Origin of the sequence: Salinispora cortesiana (assembly GCF_000484695.1) — a bacterium.
GTDB classification, from domain to species: domain Bacteria; phylum Actinomycetota; class Actinomycetes; order Mycobacteriales; family Micromonosporaceae; genus Micromonospora; species Micromonospora cortesiana.
This window is the reverse complement of sequence record NZ_AXVR01000007.1, coordinates 115,711-132,694: the sequence shown is the minus strand read 5'-3', so window position 1 is coordinate 132,694 and position 16,984 is coordinate 115,711. Positions and strand designations below refer to the sequence as shown.

Sequence of the window (16,984 nt, the reverse complement as noted above, 5' to 3'; positions counted from 1 at the left end):
GCTTCAAAAACCGCGTCGTCGAACACGGCGCCGCACTCGGCGTCGACGTCGAGACCGTCACCAAAGACCCCCAGGCCAAAGGCTTCAGCGTGGTCAAACGGCGATGGGTCGTCGAACGCACCATCGGCTGGCTCATGCACCACCGCCGACTCGTCCGCGACTATGAAGCACGACCCGACAACTCCGCCAGCATGATCACCCTCGCCATGATCGACAACCTCGCCAAACGCCTCACCGCCGAAACCACCCCAACCTGGCGAGAACCACTACAACCACAACACACACAAAATACGTGAATCAGACGTCCTCTTAGAGGCTGAAGGCATTCGGCAACATCGGCGAATGGCTGGGCAGGCCGTGCCCTAGGCTGCTGCCGTGGCGGATACAGGTAGCAAGCGCCGGCGACCGGCGGCAACGACCGTGGCCTGTTGGCTGGCCGTCACCCCGGGTGCCACCTGGGCGGCCGTCCGCCTGCTCGGCCTCGACCATGGACCCCTGGTCCAGCTGCTGGCCTTCACCCCGTACGCCGCCGCGGGCAGCCTGCTCCCCCTGATCCTGCTCCTCGTGTTGCGACGCTGGCGGCCGGCGGCGGTGGCGGCGGTGACGACGGTGGCTCTGGTCGCCGTGGTGGCACCGCGGACGTTCGAGTCCACCCCGCCGGCCGTCACCGGCCCGCCGGTTCGGCTGCTGACGGCCAACCTGCTGGCCGGCTCCGCCGACGCCGAGGCGCTGGTTGACCTCGTCCGGCGACACTCGGTGGAAGTGTTGGCTGTCCAGGAGTTCACCCCGGCGATCGCGGCCGAGCTGGACCGGTTGGGGCTCGACCAGCTCCTGCCGTACCGGGAACTACACCCGGTCGAGGGGACCCTCGGCTCCGGGCTGTACGCGCGCTACCCGATCAGCGCGGGTGGCGTCCGGCAGAACAGCAACGGCTGGGGCTTCCTCCAGGCGTACGGAACCGTCGCCGTCCCGGCGGCGCCGCCGGTCCAGGTCGAGTCGGTGCACCCCGCCGCACCGTACGCGCTCGACCAGGTCGGAAGCTGGCGGCGAGACCTCGCCGCCCAGCCCCCCGCCACCCCGGACGGGCAGCTCCGGATCCTCGCCGGCGACTTCAACGCCACCCTCGACCACGCCCCGCTGCGCGCCCTGCTGGACACCGGGTACGTGGACGCGGCGGACGCTGCCGGGACCGGGCTCACCGGCACCTGGGGGCCGTACGACGGGGACCTGATTCCGCCGGTGACCATCGACCATGTGCTGGTGGACCGGCGGATCGCGGTCCGGGCCGCCGCAGTGTACGCGATCCCGGGCAGCGACCACCGCGCGGTCTTCACCGAACTCCGCCTCCCGCCGGCGGGTTGAGTCAGGACCGTCCGCCCCGGGCCTGGTCCAGCCCGTAGGTCAGCGCGTCGACCAACGCGTCCCAACTCGCCTCCACCACGTTGGGGTGCACCCCCACCGTGGTCCAGTCCCGACCGTTGCGGTCCGACGTCTCCACCAGCACCCGGGTCACCGCCCCGGTGCCGTGGCTGCCGGCCAGAATCCCCACCTTGTAGTCGGCCAACTCGAAGTCGCGCAGCTCGGGGTAGTGCCGGACCAGACTGGAGCGTAGCGCCTCGTCGAGGGCGTTGACCGGGCCGTTCCCCTCCGCGGTGGCGATCACCCGCTCGCCGCGTACCCGGATCTTGACGGTCGCCTCGGAGACCACTGCGCCGTCCTCGCGGTGCTCGACCAGGATCCGGTAGGACTCCAGCGTGAACGGTCGGGGTGGCGCCGCGTCCGGCAGCTCGGAGCGGACCAGCAGCTCGAACGAGGCGTCGGCAGCCTCGAACGACCAGCCCTCGGCCTCCAACTCCTTGACCCGCTTGGCGATTCGGGTCAGGGTCTCCGGGTGGTCGGCCAGGTCGAGGCCCAGCTCCCGGCTCTTGAGTTCAATGCTGGCCCGGCCGGCCATCTCGGTGACGAGGATGCGCATCCGGTTCCCCACCAGCTGCGGGTCGATGTGGTTGTAAAACAACGGATCCACCTTGATCGCACTCGCGTGCAGCCCCGCCTTGTGGGCGAAGGCCGCGGCCCCGACGTACGCCTGGTGGTCGTCGGGGGCGGTGGTGGCGAGCTCGGCGATGCCCCGGGACACCCGCACCATCTGCTCCAGGCAGCCCTCGGGCAGGACTGGCAGCCCGAGCTTGAGTTGCAGGTTCGCCACCACGGCGAAGAGGTCGGCGTTGCCGGGTCGCTCGCCGTACCCGTTGGCGGTGCCCTGCACGTGCCGCACGCCCGCCTCCACCGCGGCGATGGTGTTGGCGACCGCGCAGGCGGTGTCGTCCTGGGTGTGGATGCCGAGTTGCCCGGGTGCCACCTCAAGCCGGGCGGTGAGGTCGGCGATCACGGCGGTGACCTGGGAGGGGAGCATGCCGCCGTTGGTGTCACAGAGCACGAACCGCTCGGCGCCGGCGGCGAGTGCGGTCTCGACCACCGACGAGGTGTAGCCGGGGTCGTCGCGGTAGCCGTCGAAGAAGTGCTCCCCGTCGACGAAGACCCGTCGCCCCTGCGCCACCAGGTAGGTCACGGTGTCGTGGACCATCGCCAGGTTCTCGTCGGCGGAGGTGCGTAAGGCCCCCCGCACGTGCCGCAGGTCGGCCTTGGCGACCAGCGTGACGGCGGGGGTCTCGGCGGCGAGCAGGCTGCGCACCTGCGGGTCGTCGTCGACCTGTCGGCCGGCGTGCCGGGTGGCGCCGAAGGCCACCAGCACCGCGTGACGCAGGTGGAGTTCGGTACGGGCCCGGCGGAAGAACTCGGTGTCCTTCGGCACCGCCCCCGGCCACCCGCCCTCGATGAAGCCCACCCCGAACTCGTCGAGGAGCCGGGCCACCGCGAGCTTGTCGGCCACCGAATAGCTGAGCCCCTCGCGCTGGGCGCCGTCGCGCAAGGTCGTGTCGTAGACCTGGAAGGTCATCAGGATCCTCTCTGCGGCAACAAAAAGACCCCCCACGAACGTGGGAGGTCTGCGCGCTCGGCGGGACGGGAGGCCGGCGCGCTATCGGTGAATAATCATGACGGTGTGGTGCACGGAGCTCACTCTGCCAGCCACGGGCCCGGCGGGGCACCCAAATCCGCATTCCGGGACGACTTTCGGAGGTCGTCGGCGTCGCCCCGCCGGTTCCGTGGCGCAGCCTTCCCGCCGTGGTCCCCGTGGTCGCCGTGACGGCGGTGTACCCAGCTCGACACCGGGTACCACCCGACGGTGCCCCGACGCCGACCGGACCGCCCAGGGGTGGAAGGAGACGCCATGGCACGGCGCGACCCACATCCGGCCCGTCCGACGCCGAGCCCACCCGGCACCGACGGTCCGAGCAGCAACCCCGACGGCCCGCCCGGCAGCGCCTTCGACCCGTGGCGATACCGCGCCGAGACCACCGTGACCGACATCGACCTGGCGGGCTACCAGGTCGAGGCGAGTGACGGTGGAGTCGGGAAGGTGGACCAGGCCAGCCACGCGGTCAACTCCAGCTACCTCGTGGTGGACACCGGCCCGTGGTTCTTCGGTCGCCGGGTCATGCTCCCCGCCGGCACCGTCAACCACGTTGACCACAACACCCGGAAGGTCCACGTCGACCGGAGCAAGGACCAGATCAAGGCCGCACCGGAGTACGACGAGACCGCGGACACCGACCCGGCATACCGGGACCGGCTCGGTGGCTACTACGGCGACACGTACTCAGCCATCCCACCGGGCACGGCACGAGAGCGATGATCATTAGGAACACGGGCGGTGGGTCTACCGCTACCGTGTCAGAGTGGACTCGATTGAAGTAGCGCAATTCGACACGCTGTTCAACTTCCGCGACGTCGGCGGGCTCGCCGGCCACGACGGGCGCGCCGTCCGAAGTGGCCGGCTTTTTCGCTCAGACACCCCGCACCGCCTGGCTGGTGCCGATCGGACGGCGTTCGCCGCGTTCGGCGTCCGCACCGTGCTCGACCTGCGCCGGCCGTACGAGGTGGAGCGGGATGGCCGGATCCCGGACTTCGCGGGGCTGACCTGGCGGCACATCCACCCGGAGCATGCTGAATGGGACAAAACCCCGTACCAGCCCGGCGCTGACCTTGCCCGCTATCTCGCCGACCGGTACGCCGACCTGGCCTCGACTGGCACCGCCGGCCTGGCCGCCGCGATCGGACTGATCGCGGACGAGACCAACGCCCCGCTGCTGGTGCACTGCGTCGCCGGCAAGGATCGAACCGGCATCGTCTGCGGTCTCACCCTGGCCGTGCTGGGCGTCTCCGATGCTGACATCGCCACGGACTACGCGTTGAGCACCGCAGCGGGCGAGCGCTTCCGGGCCTGGTTCGCGACGACGGGCCGGGCGATACACCCGGCGCTGCCGCCGCTGAGCTGCCCCAAGGAGGCGATGCTGCTCTTCCTCGCCGAACTGCGCGACCGTTACGGCACGGTCGAGGGCTACCTGCGCCACGCGGGCGTCACCGACGCCCAGGTGGCCGCGCTCCGCGGCCACCTGCTGGAGTAGCCGCAACCCTCAGAGCACGTGGTGGACCCAGTTCTGCGGATCCGCGGCCTTGCCTCGCTGGATGTCGACGAGTTGCTGGCGCAGGGTCATGGTGACCGGGCCGGGTTCACCGCCACCGATCCGGAACTCACCGTCAGGCGAGCGGACCGCGCCGACCGGATTGATCACCGCGGCAGTACCGCAGGCGAAGACCTCGCGCAGTCGACCACTCGCCGCGTCGGCCTGCCAGTCGGCGAACGAGATCGGCTGCTCCGCCACCCGGTGGCCGGCTTCGGCAGCGAGCGTGAGCACCGACTCCCGAGTGATGCCGGGCAGGATGGTCCCGGTCAGCGGCGGGGTGACCAGGGTGCCGTCGTCGTAGACGAAGAAGAGGTTCATACCGCCCAGTTCCTCAACGAAGCGGCGCTCCACCGCGTCCAGGAAGACGACCTGGTCGCAGCCGTGCTCGATCGCCTCTGCCTGGGCGACCAGCGAGCTGGCGTAGTTGCCGCCGCACTTGGCCGCGCCGGTGCCCCCGGGCGCGGCCCGGGTGTACTCCGGCGAGGCCCAGACGGTCACCGGCTTCACCCCACCGGAGAAGTATGTACCGACCGGGGACGCGATCACCGCGTAGAGGTATTCGTTGGCGGGCCGCACACCGAGGAAGACCTCGCTGGCGAACATGAACGGCCGCAGGTAGAGGCTGCCGTCCTCCCCCTCGGGAATCCAGTCCCGGTCCACCTCGATCAGCCGGTGCAGCGAGTCGACAAAGGTCTGCTCGGGCAGGGCGGGCATCGCCATCCGCCGGGCGGACGCGGCGAACCGGGCGGCGTTGGCGTACGGCCGGAACATCGTCACGCCACCGCTGGCGGTGCGATACGCCTTCATGCCCTCGAAGATCTCCTGGGCGTAGTGCAGGACCGCGGCGGCCGGGTCCATCGGGATCGGCGCCCGCGCCTCGACCCGGGCGTCGTACCAGCCCTTCCCGGCGGCATAGCGGATAGTAACCATGTGGTCGGTGAAGACCCGCCCGAAGCCCGGGTTGGCCAGCAGCGCGGCCCGGTCCGCTACGGATACCGGCGCGGAATTCGGACGGATCTCGAAATCGAGCTTGTCACCACCGCTCATCGCGCTGACCTCCCTGGAATGGATGACGACGGCATGCGACCCCGCGTGCCGAGCTGGTGCGAGCAAACTTACCCCGAACGGTCGTTCAGCGGGTAGCGGCACCCGGGGACGCCCGCTCGGACCGGGTACCGGCCGCAGGACCGCCGCCCGGGTGGCTCATACCGGCTGCCCACCGGGACGTTGACCGGGTTGTCGACCGCCTACCCACCGTGACTGAATACGGGCCGCGGAAGCGGCTCACGGTCCGGCACGACCACGGCGAGGGCGACGGCCACGGCTCACGGTTCAGCCAGCCGCGTGACCTGCCAGCCGATCGCCGACCTCGGCGGTGCGAATCGGCGCGCCCGGCACCCGCCCGGCCAACTCCGCCGCCACGGCGGCGGTGATCCGGGCTGCCGGTTCGGCGTGACCGAGCTGGTCGAGCAGGAGCGCGGCGGAGAGTACCGCTGCCACCGGGTCGGCCAGACCGCGACCGGCGATGTCCGGCGCGGAGCCGTGCACCGGCTCGAACATCGACGGGTAGGCCCGCTCCGGGTTGATGCTGCCGCTGGCCGCGAGGCCGATTCCGCCGGTGACGGCGGCGGCGATGTCGGTGAGGATGTCACCGAAGAGGTTGTCGGTGACCAGCACGTCGTACCGTTGGGGCTGGGTCACCAGGAACATCGCGGCGGCGTCAACATGCTGGTATTCGGTGGCCACGTCTGGGTGTTCGGCGGCGACGTCCGCGAAGGTGCGAGCCCAGAGCGAGCCGGCGTGGGTGAGCACGTTGGTCTTGTGCACCAGGGTGACCTTGCGCCGTTCCCGCCGTTCCGCGCGGTTGAAGGCGTCCCGGATCACCCGCTCGACCCCGTGCCGGGTGTTCAGGCTCTCCTCGGTGGCGATCTCGGCCGCGGTACCGCGGTGCAGTGCGCCGCCCGCGCCGGCATACAGCCCTTCGGTGCCTTCGCGGACGACCACCAGGTCGACCTCGCCGGGTTTGACGCCACCGAGGGGGCCGCTCGTGCCGGCCCAGAGCCGGGCGGGGCGCAGGTTGACATACTGGTCGAAGGCGAACCGCAGCCGCAGCAGCAGACCCCGCTCCAGCACACCGGGCGGGACACTCGGGTCACCGACCGCACCCAGCAGAATGGCGTCGTGCCCCGCCAGTTCCGCGAGGACCGAATCGGGCAGCACCTCGCCGGTGCGGCGGTAGCGCGCGGCACCCAGGTCGTACTCGGTGGCCTGCACGTTCGGGACCACCGCATCGATGATCTTGCGGGCCTGTGCGACCACCTCGGGGCCGATTCCGTCCCCAGCGACCACCGCGATTCGTGCCACGTCGACTCCTTGCCTCGCTCGCTCGGCTCCGAGCCTACGCCCCAGTCCCGAACACCGGTACGACCCTTCCATCATTCGGGAAATCGGATGTACAGGAGGCTTCCAGGTGACATTCATTCAGCGGTGATCTCCGCTGCCTATCCTGGTCAGCAGCGGGGCCACGGACCACAGGCCAGGGTCCACACCAACGCCGCGACGCAACGGGGCCGTCGGCCGGGAGGCGGGATGAGAATGAGGATCGACGAACAGCAGCGCAGCCGCTGGAGCGGCTCCTCGCTACTCCGCCCGCAGCCACGTCCGGACCTTCGCCTCGGTGGCCACCAGCGGCGGGTCGGCGGAGCGGGTCCGGCAACCGGCGAACGAATCGCCGTCACGCACACCGTCCGCACCACCATCGCCGAGTACACGTTGCTGTTCAACGCACCGGACTGGCTTGGTCACCGGGGCGTCGGCGCGGCGCTCCGGGACGCGGTCGCGGAGCTACGCGCAATCGACCTGGCCTACGGACCAAACCGGCCGGAGAGTCTGGTGTCCCGGTTACGGCGCGGGGAGGTCAGCCCCGAGTCGTACCCGCCGCTGACCGACCTGGTGAGCCGCTGCACCGCGATGCGGGCCGCGACCGACGGTTGGTTCGACGCCTGGGCAGTGCCCGGCGGCTTCGACCCGGGAGGACTCCTGGGCGGCTGGGCGGTAGAAAAGGCCGCAGCCCGGTTACGAGCCGCAGGCGTCCACGACTATGCCGTACTCACCGGCGCCGACCTCGTCGTACGTGGGCACGCCGCGCACGGGGGACCGTGGCGGGTCGCCGTGCACCACCCCACCAACCGGCGCCAAGCACCGCTGGTGTTGGAGATGACCGCCGGGGGGATCGGCACCTCCGGGGTGACCGGACGACGGGGGCACGTGGTGGATCCGCACACCGGGGAACCGGCCGACCAGTTCATCGCCGCCACCGTCGTCGGGCCGGACCTCGCCGTCGCCGACGCCTACGCCACCGCGCTCTACGCCGCGGGTCCGGCCGGGCTGTCCTGGTTCCACAGTGAGACGGACTACCGGGTCCTGCACGCCCACCGCCGCTGATCGGCGCTCCGCCGCGTCACCCCCGCGCCACCCCGCCGGGGCTCACGATCGGCCCCCACAGTCTCGGCAACTACCGTGAGGGCCGGTCAGCGACGATTGCGCGTGGCTCGCGCACCCGAGGGGTGCGGACCAGCCAGGCCAGACGTCGACCTCGTCACCCGAAGACGGGCCCACGTCACGGACTCAGCCAGTAACCGCATCGGTACGCTAGCGAATTGACATAACTCCACGCAAGAGGATCTACTGCAGACCCTCCTGACAGGAGTATGGGCTGGTTGGGGGTAGGGCGACTTCGACATGGCGAACGACAAATGGCACGCTGTCCGCCGTGAGTTTCGATCTAAGCGTGTGGGCCCTGGCACCCGGGGCAACGCCCGAGGACGTACGAACGGCCGTGCGGCGGTGCCGAGCAGGCCAGCACAGCGATCGCCAGCCCGACCCCCGGGTCGTCGGATTCTATCGGGCGATCACCGCCGCCTATCCGGAACGGCCGGGCGGGGCGGACACCCCCTGGGCGAAGACGCCACTACACACCGCCGGCGACCACATCGAGCTGAATCTGCATCCGACCTGTGCAGACCAGGTGCTCCTGGACATCGAGCGGCTGGCCGGTGAACACCGGCTGATGCTCTTCGACGTCCAGGATGGCTCGGTCTATCCACCGCCCCACCACACCGACGCTTGACCGCCCCGGTGCGTCCGGACGCGCCGTTGCTATTGGATCGACGGAGTGGACCGCCTACGCCGGGGAGGGCCCGCCGGGCGGGCCCTCCCCGGCTCGCGGTCACTCCTCCCGCAGGTCGGCAGCGCTGGCCGAGGTCGCACCGACCGACTCGGCGACCGAGGTGAGCAGATCGGCGCCGAGCGCCTGGTCAACGGTGAGGGTCATCAGCGTCTCCCCGCCGGCCTCCCGACGGGCCACCTGCATCGCGGCGATATTGACGCCGGCCTCCCCGAGTAGGGTGCCGACCGCGCCAACCACACCGGGCCGGTCGGCGTAACGGAGGAAGACGAGAATGCCCTCCGCCCCGATCTCCACGTCGAAGCCGTCCACCTCGGTCAGCTTGTTGACGTCCCGGACACCGGTGACGCTGGTACCGGAGACGCTCACCGTCCGGCCGTCCGGCAGGGCTCCACGGATGGTGACCAACAGCGTCTCCTCAGCCGTCTCGGGCCGGGTGACCAGCGACACCTCCACCCCGCGCTCGGCCGCCAGGTGTGGGGCGTTTACGTAGGTGACCTGCTCCTCCACCACCGAGCTGAACAGCCCCTTGGTCGCCGCGAGCTTGAGCACCGAGACATCGTTGCTGACCACCTCGCCCCGCACGTCGACGGTGACGCTCGCGGCGATCCCACCGGCCACCGCGGTGAAGGCCCGGCCGAGCTTCTCGGCCAGTGGCAGCAGCGGCCGGACATCCTCGGCGACCACGCCACCGGTCTGCACGTTCACCGCGTCCGGCACGAACTCACCCTTCAACGCCAGCTTCACGCTGCGGGCCACGGCGAGACCCGCCTTGTCCTGCGCCTCGTGCGTGGAGGCACCTAGGTGCGGGGTCGCCACCACGTTGTCGAAGGCGAACAGCGGTGATGAGGTGCAGGGCTCCTTGGCGTACACGTCAACGCCGGCCCCGGCGACCCGCCCCTCGGCAATGGCATCCGCGAGGGCCTGCTCGTCCACGAGGCCACCCCGGGCGGCGTTGACGATCCGCACCCCGGGCTTGACGATCGCCAACTCCTTCTCCCCGATCAGACCCATCGTCTCCGACGTCTTCGGCAGGTGGATGGAGATGAAGTCGCTCTGCCGCAGCAGCTCATCCAGGCCGACGAGACGGACGCCGAGTTGGGCCGCCCGCGCCGGCTGGATGTAGGGGTCGTAGGCGATCAGCCGAGTGCCGAACGCAGCGATCCGCTGCGCGAAGAGGACACCAATGCGCCCGAGGCCGACCACCCCGACGGTTTTGCCCTGCACCTCCACCCCGGTGTACTTCGACCGCTTCCACTCCCCGACCTTCAGCGCCGTGCTGGCGCTGGCGGTGTTCCGCGCGACCGCGAGCAGGAGGGCGACTGCCTGCTCGGCCGCGGAGACGATGTTGGAGGTGGGGGCGTTGACGACCATGACGCCGCGGGTGGTGGCCGCCGGCACCTCGACGTTGTCCAGGCCGACACCCGCCCGGGCGACCACCTTGAGTCGTGGTGCCGCGGCGATCGCCTCGGCGTCGATTCGGGTCGCACTGCGGACGATGACCGCATCAGCGTCGGAGAGCGCCGAGAGCAGGGCCGGGCGGTCGGTGCCATCCACATGTCGGACGTCGAAGTCGTGGGCGAGCACCTCGATGGCGGCAGGGGCGAGTTCTTCGGCGATCAGTACGACAGGATTCATTGGTCCTCTAAATGTCGTCTATAGCGGTCGGCCGGGCGACGGGGGCAGCACTGCGCCCCGCCAGCAATCCGGCCATGGCCGTCAGGTGTCGGCTACGCACCTAACTGGGATCGTAGGGGGCCGATCGGGGCCGGCGCTCCGGCGATCAGGGTGAGTGCCCTCACAGCGGCCGTCCGGCACGGCCGCCTGCGCACCCGCCCGTGAGTGCCCTCACAGCGGCCGTCCGGCACGGCCGCCTGCGCACCCGCCCGTTGGTGCCGAAGCGCAGCCGGACGCCCGTGACCCAACGCCGGGGAGGGAGAGCGTCGGGTCACGGGCGTCCGTGGTGCCCGGAAACCCTCGCACCAGGGTGCCCGGGAACACCGAATCAGGCGGTTTCGGTGATGGGCCGGTCAACCCAGCTCATCATGGCGCGCAGCTTGCCGCCGGTCTCCTCGATCGGATGCGCCGCGCCCTCCGCCCGCCACTTGGCGAAGTTGGGGCGGCCGGCTTCGTCCTCGGCAACCCACTCCCGGGCAAACTCACCGGACTGAATCTCGCCCAGAATCGCGCGCATCCGCTCCTTGACCCGAGAGTCGATGACGCGGGGGCCACGGGAGAGGTCGCCGTACTCGGCCGTGTCCGAGATGCTGTACCGCATCCGAGCGATGCCGCCCTCGTACATGAGGTCCACGATGAGCTTCAGCTCGTGCAGGCACTCGAAGTAGGCCACCTCGGGGGCGTAGCCGGCCTCCGTGAGCACCTCGAAGCCGGTCTGCACCAGCGCCGCCGCACCGCCGCAGAGCACCGCCTGCTCGCCGAAGAGGTCGGTCTCGGTCTCCTCGGTGAAGGTGGTTTTAATCGCGCCGGCCCGAGTGCCACCGATGGCCTTGGCGTACGCCAGAGCCAGGCCGAACGCGCTGCCGCTGGCGTCCTGCTCGACGGCGACCAGACAGGGCACGCCCTTGCCGTCGACGTACTGCCGGCGGACCAGGTGGCCGGGGCCCTTCGGGGCGATCATCGCCACGTCCACATCGGCCGGCGGCGTGATCAGCCCGTACCGGATGTTGAATCCGTGCCCGAACAGGAGCGCCTTACCGGCGGTGAGGTGCGGCGCGATCGACTCGGTGTAGAGGGCCCGCTGGGCCGTGTCCGGTGCGAGGATCATGATGATGTCGGCCTCGGCCGCCGCCTCGGCCGGGGTCTGCACCCGTAGTCCCTGCTCCTCCGCCTTCGGCCGGCTCTTCGACCCGGCGGGCAGACCGATCACCACCGCTACACCGGAGTCGCGCAGCGACAGCGCGTGGGCGTGGCCCTGGCTGCCGTACCCGATCACGGCGACCGTGCGGCCCTGGATCAGACCCAGGTCGGCGTCGTCGTCGTAGAACACCTCAACGCTCATGGACTTCCCTTTCGTACGGCCGCGCCCGGCGGCCGATCGGAGATCTGGTGGGGTACGGATCAGGCGGCCCGAAGCGCCGGGCCGGCGGTGATGGAGCGGGACCCACGGCCGATGGCGACCGTGCCGGACTGCACCATCTCCTTGATCCCGAAGGCCTCGAGGTCGCGAAGCAGGGCGGCCAGCTTGTCCGGGGTGCCGGTCGCTTCGACGGTCAGCGTCTCCGGGGCGACATCAACGACCCGGGCGCGGAACAGGTTCACCGTCTCCAGCACCTGACCGCGGGCGCTGCGGTCCGCGCGGACCTTCACCAGCAGCAGTTCCCGGGCCACCGACACCTGAGGGTCCAGCTCAACGATCTTGATTATGTTCACCAACTTGTTGAGCTGCTTGGTTACCTGCTCCAGCGGAGAGGAATCGGCGTTAACCACGATGGTGATCCGGGAGACATCCGGGTTCTCGGTCTCCCCCACGGCGAGACTGCCGATGTTGAAGCCGCGCCGGGAGAAGAGCCCGGATACCCGGGCCAGGACCCCGGGCTTGTTCTCCACGAGCACGGAGAGCGTATGCATGGTCACAGTGGTGCCTTCCTCGTCTGGTTCTCCCGACCCCTGCGGCGCCCGGTGTGGTTGGCCATGACTACACCTCGTCCTCGTCGAAGACCGGCCGGACACCGCGGGCGAACATGATCTCGTCGTTGCTGGTGCCGGCGGCGACCATCGGCCACACCATGGCGTCCTTGCCGACCACGAAGTCGATGACCACCGGGGCGTCGTTGATGGACATCGCGGCCTCGATCGTCTGGTCGACGTCCTCAGCTGTCTCACAGCGCAGCCCGACGCAGCCGAGCGCCTCGGCGAGCTTGACGAAATCCGGAATGCGATGCTTGTGGGTGCCGAGTTCGGTGTTGGAGTAGCGCTCACCGTAGAAGAGAGCCTGCCACTGCCGCACCATTCCGAGATTGCCGTTGTTGATCACAGCGATCTTGACCGGGATGCCCTCCAGCGCACAGGTCGCCAGCTCCTGGCTGGTCATCTGGAAGCAGCCGTCGCCGTCGATCCCCCAGACCACCGTCTCCGGCCGGCCGACCTTGGCGCCCATCGCCGCCGGCACCGCGTACCCCATGGTCCCGAGGCCGCCGGAGTTCAACCAGGTACGTGGTTTCTCGTACGAGATGAACTGGGAAGCCCACATCTGGTGCTGGCCCACGCCCGCCACGTACACCGCCTCCGGGCCGACGATCTCGCCGAGCCGGCGGAGCACGTACTGCGGGGAGAGCGTGCCGTCGGCTGGCTCGTCGTACCCCAGCGGGTAACGCTTGCGCAGCTCCTGCAGCTGGGACCACCAGTCGTCGAGGTCGGGCCGGTGACCGGCCGACTGCTCGACGGTGACCGCGCCGACCAGTTCGTCGATGACGTGCCGGGCATCCCCCACGATCGGCACGTCCGCGTGCCGGTTCTTACCGATCTCGGCCGGGTCGATGTCGGCGTGCACCACGGCCGCGTCGGGAGCGAACGAGTCCAGCTGGCCGGTCACCCGGTCGTCGAACCTCGCCCCCAGCGCGATGATCAGATCCGCCTTCTGCAGACCATAGACCGCTGCGACCGTCCCATGCATGCCGGGCATGCCCAGGTGCTGCGGGTGCGAGTCGGGGAACGCCCCGAGCGCCATCAGGGTGGTGACCACCGGAATCCCGGTCAGTTCGGCGAGCCGACGCAGCCCGTCGGTCGCGCCGGCCTTGAGCACCCCGCCACCGACGTAGAGCACCGGTCGGCGGGCGATGGCCATCAGCCGGGCCGCCTCCCGGATCTGCTTTCCGTGCGGGTGCAGCGTCGGCCGATAGCCGGGCAGGTCGAGCGTCGGCGGCCAGGCGAAGACGGTTGACGCCTGGAGGACGTCCTTGGGGATGTCCACCAGAACCGGGCCGGGCCGGCCGGTCGCGGCGAGGTGGAACGCCTCGGCGAGCGCCCGGGGCAGCTCCTCGGCGCTCTGGACCAGGAAGTTGTGCTTGGTGATCGGCAGCGTGATGCCCTGGATGTCCGCCTCCTGGAAGGCGTCCGTCCCGATCGACGGCCGGGCGACCTGGCCGGTGATCGCCACCAGCGGCACCGAATCCATGTAGGCGTCGGCGATCGGCGTCACCAGGTTGGTCGCACCGGGCCCGGAGGTGGCGACGCAGACGCCGACCCGCCCGGTCGCCTGCGCGTACCCGGTGGCCGCGTGTCCCGCGCCCTGCTCGTGCCGGACCAGGATGTGCCGGACCGTGGAGTCGTACAACGGGTCGTACGCCGGCAGGATCGACCCGCCGGGAATGCCGAAGATGACCTCGACACCGAGCGCTTCGAGGGAGCGCACGAGGGAGCCGGCACCGGAGACCTGGGCGGGGGCGGGGACTGGGGTGCGTACCGCCGGGACGGTCGGGGTGGCCCCACAGGGCCGGTCGACGTCGCGGGGCGGCTCGACGGCCGCGCGGGCCCGCCGGGCGGAGGTGGCGAGGGTCTCGGGTGTGGGTCTCGTCATGGCGGTTCAAGCCTTCGGCTGGAGGGTGCGGTGGGTTCTGCGGTGGAACGCCGGCGGAACGCCCGGCGGATCTGACGGCAACAAAAAAGCCCGCGTGCGGGATGCACGGGGCCAGCGCACTCTCAGTGGGAGAGCGCGCTCAGGTAAGTACTCGCAGCGACCGGTACGACGACATGGGAACAGCATGACGGATCTCAAGCAATGAGTCAACCTATCCCACATACTGGTTAACGGATCGATCGCAAACTTCCGCCCCGGGACAGTTGGCACCACCGACCGATCCCGGGGCTGACCCGGCCAGTTTCGACCCGGGCTGCTCCGGCCGGCACCAGCTACCCGACCGGGCTACTCCGGCACCGGCTGCCCGGGCCCCGGCCGAGACGGCGGCCGGCGGGGCAGCGGCGGGCCGGAGGCCAGCACGGGCGGCATCGCTATGGCGACCGGCGGGGCGTGCGACGAGGTGGCCGCCACCAACATCGCCTCCAGGTGCTCGGCCGGCACCCCCCAGCCGAGGAGGGCGCCCTGGCCGAAGTGGCAGCCCGCGGCGACCACTTCGGCCAGGGCGGTCGGAGTCGTAACCCCCTCGGCGATAACCCCGAGACCCAACTGATGCCCCAGGCGCATGACAATATCGACCATCGGGGCGAATGCCGGGCCGTCGGCGTCCACCGGACGAACCGGCTCATGCCCGGCGACGAGACTGTGATCGATCTTGAGGATGTCGAGCGGAAGCCGCCGAAGCTGGCCGAGGGAGGAGTAGCCGGCGCCGAAGTCGTCCAACGCGATCCGAACCCCGGTCCGGCGCAGCGCGGTCAACCGCCGGATCAGCTCGTCCAGGTCGGTGGCGACGGCGTGCTCGGTGACCTCCAGCACCAGGCGCTGCGGCGGAACCCGATGTGCCCGCAGCGCGTCAGCGACCTGACCGACGTAGGCCGGGGCGTGCAGCTCTCGCGGCGAGACGTTGACCGACACCCACACGTCATGCCCGTCGGCGAGCCAACGGGCGAGCTGCTGGCAGGCCTGGTCCAACACCCACGCCCCCAGCTTGGCGATCATGCCGCACTCCTCGGCGAGCGGGATGAACTCATCCGGGCGGACCGCACCCAGCTCCGGATGGCGCCACCGGAGCAGCGCCTCGGCACCGACCGGGCGCACCGACGGCAGCGACGCCACCGGTTGGAACACCAGCCGCAGCTCGTCGCGCTCGATCGCCCCCCGCAGCTCGTGCTCAAGCGTGGCCCGCCGGCTCAACAGCTGGTCGTAGGCGACGTCGTACCGCTCGATCCGGTTCTTGCCGCGCTGCTTGGCGTAGCGCAGGGCCAGGTCGGCGTGGCGCAGCAGCAGGTCGACATCGGGTTGCCGGGCCCAACCGGCGATGCCGATGCTCGCCGAGAGGAAGACGGGCCCCTCGGGCAGTTCGTACGCGGCCGCCAGCGCCCCGAGGAGTCGCTCCCCCATCTGGTCGACGGTGGCCGGCGAGCCGGGCAGCAGGACGGCGAACTCGTCCCCGCCGAGCCGGGCCGCCAACTCGCCGAAGCCCAGGGGGGCGCGTAGCCGCCGGCCCACCTCGGCCAGGACGGCGTCGCCGGCGTCGTGACCACGCACATCATTGACGTTCTTGAAGCCGTCCAGGTCGAGCAGGAGCAGGACGCACGGGGTGCCCTGCTCGGCGCAGCGGTGCAGGGCCCGCAGCAGTCCCCGCCGGTTCGCCAGGCCGGTCAGGGCGTCGGTGTGTGCCAACTCCCGGAAGTGCGCCTCCCCCTCGACCAGCCGGCGCGCGTACCGGCGGACGTCGTGCAGGGTCAGGTACTGCCGGGCGACCAGGGCGAAGACCTCGACGCTGGCAGCGGCCATGCCGCACGGTTCGAAGCGGCCATCCTGGAGCAGGTGGTACGCCGCCGCGCCCGCCATCACCAGGATCGGCAGGACGGCGTGCTCACCCTCGCGCCGGGTCGGGTCGATGTCCGACTGGCAGGGACGATCGAACCCATGGAGCACCAGCGCCACGGTCAGCAGGCCGGCGACGGCCACCGTCGCGCCACCGAACGCCAACCCCGCCTCAGCCATCAGCAGCCCGGTGGCGACGCCGAGCCCACCGACGGTCGTCGCGGCGGAACCGGCGCCGAGCGCGGCGAGCCGGCGCCGCGGCGACGAGACCCGAAACACCACGACGGTGGCGAGGCCCACGATCAGCGCCGCGCTGGCGGTGGCGAGCAGGATCGGCGCACCGACCGCCGGAGCGGATCCGAGCAGACGGGTCGGCTCGGCGAGGAGCACCCAACCCACGAACCAGAGCGCGGTCGAGATGATCATCCCGTCCAGCAACAGCCGGGTGGCCACCCCGATGGTGGGGGCCATGCCGGGGAGGCGGAGCAGCCCGGCTCCGAAGAGCAGCCCGCTGGTCGCGGTGGCCAGGGCGACCACCTCGGCCCAGCCGACCGAGGGGACCGACTCGGGCTGCCCGGCAGCGGCCAGCAGTACCGCCACGCCGGCCACGACCGCGACCAGGCCGATGACCGCGGCCACGGCGAGGAGGAGAAACGCCGCGGGGCGGCGCGCCGACAACCGGCGGGCGCCGCCCGCCGCCGGGATGGCAGCCGGCTTGCGGGTGAGCCCGCTCCGCACCGCGCCGCGAAGCCGACTCGTGGGTAGCAACACAGCCCAACTCTGCCGGAT

At 70.7% G+C, this 16,984-nt stretch carries 14 protein-coding genes; 6 read left to right on the top strand and 8 right to left on the bottom strand.

Features of this window, described 5'->3' with window-relative positions:
• The coding region (locus tag K228_RS25370; RefSeq protein WP_025617582.1) for a transposase at nucleotides 1-296 on the top strand (296 nt) is incomplete at its 5' end.
• A gap of 79 nt (nucleotides 297-375) precedes the next feature.
• Entirely contained in the window at nucleotides 376-1,362 is a 987-nt protein-coding gene (locus tag K228_RS0105880; RefSeq protein ID WP_025617581.1) for an endonuclease/exonuclease/phosphatase family protein, read from the top strand.
• A 1-nt stretch (nucleotide 1,363) separates the two neighbouring features.
• Here K228_RS0105880 and cimA read toward each other — a convergent pair whose 3' ends face one another.
• Nucleotides 1,364-2,956, bottom strand: coding sequence for a citramalate synthase (cimA, locus tag K228_RS0105875; protein ID WP_025617580.1), 1,593 nt, complete (start codon nucleotides 2,954-2,956; stop codon nucleotides 1,364-1,366).
• Nucleotides 2,957-3,289: 333 nt separating this feature from the next.
• On the opposite strand from cimA, the gene K228_RS0105870 reads away from it, so the two are divergent.
• Nucleotides 3,290-3,754 (top strand): hypothetical protein, encoded by a 465-nt coding sequence (locus K228_RS0105870; protein WP_025617579.1) that lies wholly within the window; start codon nucleotides 3,290-3,292, stop codon nucleotides 3,752-3,754.
• Nucleotides 3,755-3,797: 43 nt separating this feature from the next.
• Entirely contained in the window at nucleotides 3,798-4,526 is a 729-nt protein-coding gene (locus K228_RS0105865) for a tyrosine-protein phosphatase (RefSeq protein WP_025617578.1), read from the top strand.
• Nucleotides 4,527-4,535: 9 nt separating this feature from the next.
• Here K228_RS0105865 and K228_RS0105860 read toward each other — a convergent pair whose 3' ends face one another.
• Complete coding sequence (locus K228_RS0105860) at nucleotides 4,536-5,633, bottom strand: branched-chain amino acid aminotransferase (protein ID WP_025617577.1); 1,098 nt, start codon at nucleotides 5,631-5,633, stop codon at nucleotides 4,536-4,538.
• Nucleotides 5,634-5,918: 285 nt separating this feature from the next.
• Nucleotides 5,919-6,950: a 3-isopropylmalate dehydrogenase gene (locus K228_RS0105855; RefSeq protein ID WP_025617576.1), complete on the bottom strand. Its 1,032-nt coding sequence runs from the start codon at nucleotides 6,948-6,950 to the stop codon at nucleotides 5,919-5,921.
• A gap of 225 nt (nucleotides 6,951-7,175) precedes the next feature.
• On the opposite strand from K228_RS0105855, the gene K228_RS0105850 reads away from it, so the two are divergent.
• Together K228_RS0105850 and K228_RS0105845 are read left to right on the top strand one after the other, a co-directional pair.
• Nucleotides 7,176-8,030 (top strand): FAD:protein FMN transferase, encoded by an 855-nt coding sequence (locus K228_RS0105850; RefSeq protein WP_025617575.1) that lies wholly within the window; start codon nucleotides 7,176-7,178, stop codon nucleotides 8,028-8,030.
• A gap of 328 nt (nucleotides 8,031-8,358) precedes the next feature.
• Nucleotides 8,359-8,715: a hypothetical protein gene (locus K228_RS0105845; RefSeq protein ID WP_245603424.1), complete on the top strand. Its 357-nt coding sequence runs from the start codon at nucleotides 8,359-8,361 to the stop codon at nucleotides 8,713-8,715.
• Nucleotides 8,716-8,814: 99 nt separating this feature from the next.
• Here K228_RS0105845 and serA read toward each other — a convergent pair whose 3' ends face one another.
• From serA to K228_RS0105820, 5 genes are all read right to left on the bottom strand, one after another.
• The gene (serA, locus tag K228_RS0105840; RefSeq protein WP_025617573.1) at nucleotides 8,815-10,410 is read right to left on the bottom strand and encodes a phosphoglycerate dehydrogenase; all 1,596 of its coding nucleotides are present in this window, start codon (nucleotides 10,408-10,410) and stop codon (nucleotides 8,815-8,817) included.
• A gap of 367 nt (nucleotides 10,411-10,777) precedes the next feature.
• Entirely contained in the window at nucleotides 10,778-11,791 is a 1,014-nt protein-coding gene (gene ilvC, locus K228_RS0105835) for a ketol-acid reductoisomerase (RefSeq protein WP_025617571.1), read from the bottom strand.
• Nucleotides 11,792-11,850: 59 nt separating this feature from the next.
• The gene (ilvN, locus tag K228_RS0105830; protein WP_018218878.1) at nucleotides 11,851-12,366 is read right to left on the bottom strand and encodes an acetolactate synthase small subunit; all 516 of its coding nucleotides are present in this window, start codon (nucleotides 12,364-12,366) and stop codon (nucleotides 11,851-11,853) included.
• A 61-nt stretch (nucleotides 12,367-12,427) separates the two neighbouring features.
• A complete protein-coding gene (locus tag K228_RS0105825) occupies nucleotides 12,428-14,308 on the bottom strand; it encodes an acetolactate synthase large subunit (protein ID WP_025617569.1) in 1,881 nt (626 codons plus the stop codon).
• A 345-nt stretch (nucleotides 14,309-14,653) separates the two neighbouring features.
• Nucleotides 14,654-16,966: a putative bifunctional diguanylate cyclase/phosphodiesterase gene (locus K228_RS0105820; protein ID WP_025617568.1), complete on the bottom strand. Its 2,313-nt coding sequence runs from the start codon at nucleotides 16,964-16,966 to the stop codon at nucleotides 14,654-14,656.
• Nucleotides 16,967-16,984 lie beyond the last annotated feature (18 nt).

Excerpts from the sequence above, each read along its gene's own strand:
- ilvC (WP_025617571.1), bottom strand. The coding sequence starts at position 11,791 with ATGAGCGTTGAGGTGTTCTACGACGACGACGCCGACCTGGGTCTGATC.
- serA (WP_025617573.1), bottom strand. The coding sequence starts at position 10,410 with ATGAATCCTGTCGTACTGATCGCCGAAGAACTCGCCCCTGCCGCCATC.
- cimA (WP_025617580.1), bottom strand. The coding sequence starts at position 2,956 with ATGACCTTCCAGGTCTACGACACGACCTTGCGCGACGGCGCCCAGCGC.
- K228_RS0105850 (WP_025617575.1), top strand. The coding sequence starts at position 7,176 with ATGAGAATGAGGATCGACGAACAGCAGCGCAGCCGCTGGAGCGGCTCC.
- K228_RS0105870 (WP_025617579.1), top strand. The coding sequence starts at position 3,290 with ATGGCACGGCGCGACCCACATCCGGCCCGTCCGACGCCGAGCCCACCC.
- K228_RS0105825 (WP_025617569.1), bottom strand. The coding sequence starts at position 14,308 with ATGACGAGACCCACACCCGAGACCCTCGCCACCTCCGCCCGGCGGGCC.
- K228_RS0105860 (WP_025617577.1), bottom strand. The coding sequence starts at position 5,633 with ATGAGCGGTGGTGACAAGCTCGATTTCGAGATCCGTCCGAATTCCGCG.